General features: G+C 64.6%; 2 protein-coding genes. Both read right to left on the reverse strand.

What is annotated here, in order from left to right:
* Positions 1-801, reverse strand: an 801-nt coding sequence (locus AB1609_21375; protein ID MEW6048987.1) for a hypothetical protein, incomplete at its 3' end; no start/stop codon positions are given.
* Between the two features lie 22 nt (positions 802-823).
* Positions 824-1789 (reverse strand): hypothetical protein, encoded by a 966-nt coding sequence (locus AB1609_21380; GenBank protein MEW6048988.1) that lies wholly within the window; start codon positions 1787-1789, stop codon positions 824-826.
* Positions 1790-2377 lie beyond the last annotated feature (588 nt).

The raw sequence follows: 2377 nt of genomic DNA on the forward strand, positions 1-2377 counted from the left end.
GGCGAGAGAACCGGTGTCCCGCATGTAGTGACAGACGGTCCGACAGGCCTCAAGGTCCTGGGGACGCTCCGGAACGGGCACCTTTCCCAGGGCTCCGCGGATTCGTCCGGAGTGTTCGCCAAGATCGTACAGCAACTCCCCCAGCAAGACGTACCGCGCGAGTGCCTGTCTCAGGCCAAAGGCGTCGGCGGCAGGCACGTCGAGTCCGAAGTGTTCGCGGACATACCTGCGCATGTCGTCCAGGGCCTCCCGGTCGATCACTGCCTGCAAGGCACCGTCGTCAAGCAGGAATCGCGCGGCCACTTCGTGCGGACCGACATCACCGAAGATCACCGCCACCAACCCACCGTCACTGCGCCTTTCTGCAGCCGCGTCGAGGTCGGCCAGCGTGACGGTAGGGTTCTCAAGGAGCGTCCTGATCTCCGTCTCGGGGAGGACCCCCCTGAGGGGCTCGCGCGCAAGCCCGGCCAGGTCTTCGCCGGGCCCGTCACCGAACCGACAGCCTGCCTTCCAGAGCGGCAGCAACAGATCGTCGTACTCCCTCGGACGCTCCCGGGGAACATATACGAGCAGCGTCTTTTGCCCCCCGACCAGGTCCCGGGCGTTGGCCAGCAACCAGCGATCAGCTTCGTGCCTCAGACGCAGCCAGGAGTCCTGCCAGGCAAGGACGGTCAGGCCGGGCCAACGTAACGTTTCGGCAAGCTCGCGGAAGGTGCCGGTCCGGTCGTACCACACCGTCAACCCCGCCCGCCGTACCCTCTCCTCGATCACCTTCCGCACGTGGTCGCTTACCCGGCCCATGTTCTCGTCTCCTCCAGCCCGATCACTGCCGCAGGTAACGTGTACCACGTCCCCTACCCACCGTACCCACAACTCCTCTGGCGGTCAAGCCCCGCAGGACCCGCGACAGTCCGCCACTGTCAAGCCCGGTCAGTTCCTGCAACTCGGTCCGGGATCGCGCAGTCCCAGGGGGAAGCACGTGGAGCACCCTCCGCTCCAGCTCCGATTCATCTGCCCCCCGCCCACTGTCGATGCTGACCGATGCGGCGCCCGTCGCCGAACGAACCGGCCACAGCCGCCGGGCCATGGTTGACCAATCGTAACGACCGGCAGCCAGCTCTTCCCAGGTCCGCTTTGCCTCGCTCCACGGTACAAGCTTCCGCAAAGGAGCGATATTGATCAATACCCCGTCGTGCAGGTCTGGTTCGTACCCCACCTCTTTCAAGCCCGAAGCCGCCTCCGCCTTGAGACGCAGGACCTCCACCAGGCGGTCACGGAACTCCCCGATCTCCTCGCACAGAGCACGCTGCTCGTCGATCTTGCGCAGGAGAGAACGACTTGCTGCACCGCCCCGCTGCCCACCGTTAGCCTGCATCATCAGGGCCTCAAGTGACTGTTCCTCCCGGTCGAGGCGCGGCTGTACGTAATCATGCAGCACGGTGAACAGCGTGTCCCGGCTCAGGCGATGATAGTAGAGCCAGACCCCGTACCGCCGGTTCCTGCTACACAGATACCAGTAGATGGGCGCCTTCCGCCGGCTCCGGGAATACCGCTTGATGTGGAAATCGAAGAACCCCCGGGGACTGCGGAAGAACTCCCTCAGGTCGCCCACACCCAGGATCTCGCACGCCTCCCGCTCTATGGCGTGCGCACGGTCCCCCCAAAGGTACTCGAGCACTTCGCGTACACGCGCGACTATGTCATCCCGGTGCCCCTCCTCGTCCACCAGGATGCCATTCCACGCAATGCGGATTGGATACTCGTCATCGCTGATCGTTGGCCTCTTCACCACCCCCTCAGGGGGCAGATGAATAGCACCCGGCCGCGCACGCAACCACTCTTCGCTAACAATGCCCCCCGGCTTGGCCGGCAGCCCGTCCGGCCCCACCAGCATCCCCGGCGGGCACACCGGTAGCGGGTCAAACGGATCGGGCAGTATCGGGGCCAAACGCGTGTCGCGCCCCACGCGCACGTCCCAACGTCCCACTGCGCAGCCCAAGGCATACGAGAGCAGTCCGGCGACCCATTCATGCTTCGTAGGAATCTCGCCCGCGTTCGCTGGCTCTGCAGGTTCTTCTCCTGTTTCGGTAGCTTGATCTTCGTAGCTGCTGCTCGGCACGCTCTCGAGCACGGCCCGGTCCGCTACCGACACCCCATATGCATTCCAACAGGCTTCATCGACCCGCTCCTGGTACTGAACCATGGCTTCGACTGCACGACGCTGAACATCTCTCATTCTTTCATAAGCCAAGCTCAGCGAATCGACGGCCGGGAGCGACCCCCACGGGCCAATGAACGAGCGGGACGTTTCGTCTGTCCCATCCCGGCCCTGGGCCAGTCTAACGCAGCCTACACCCAACTCCGCTAGCCGCGAACG

Source organism: Bacillota bacterium (assembly GCA_040754675.1).
Taxonomy (GTDB): Bacteria; Bacillota; Limnochordia; order Limnochordales; family Geochordaceae; genus Geochorda.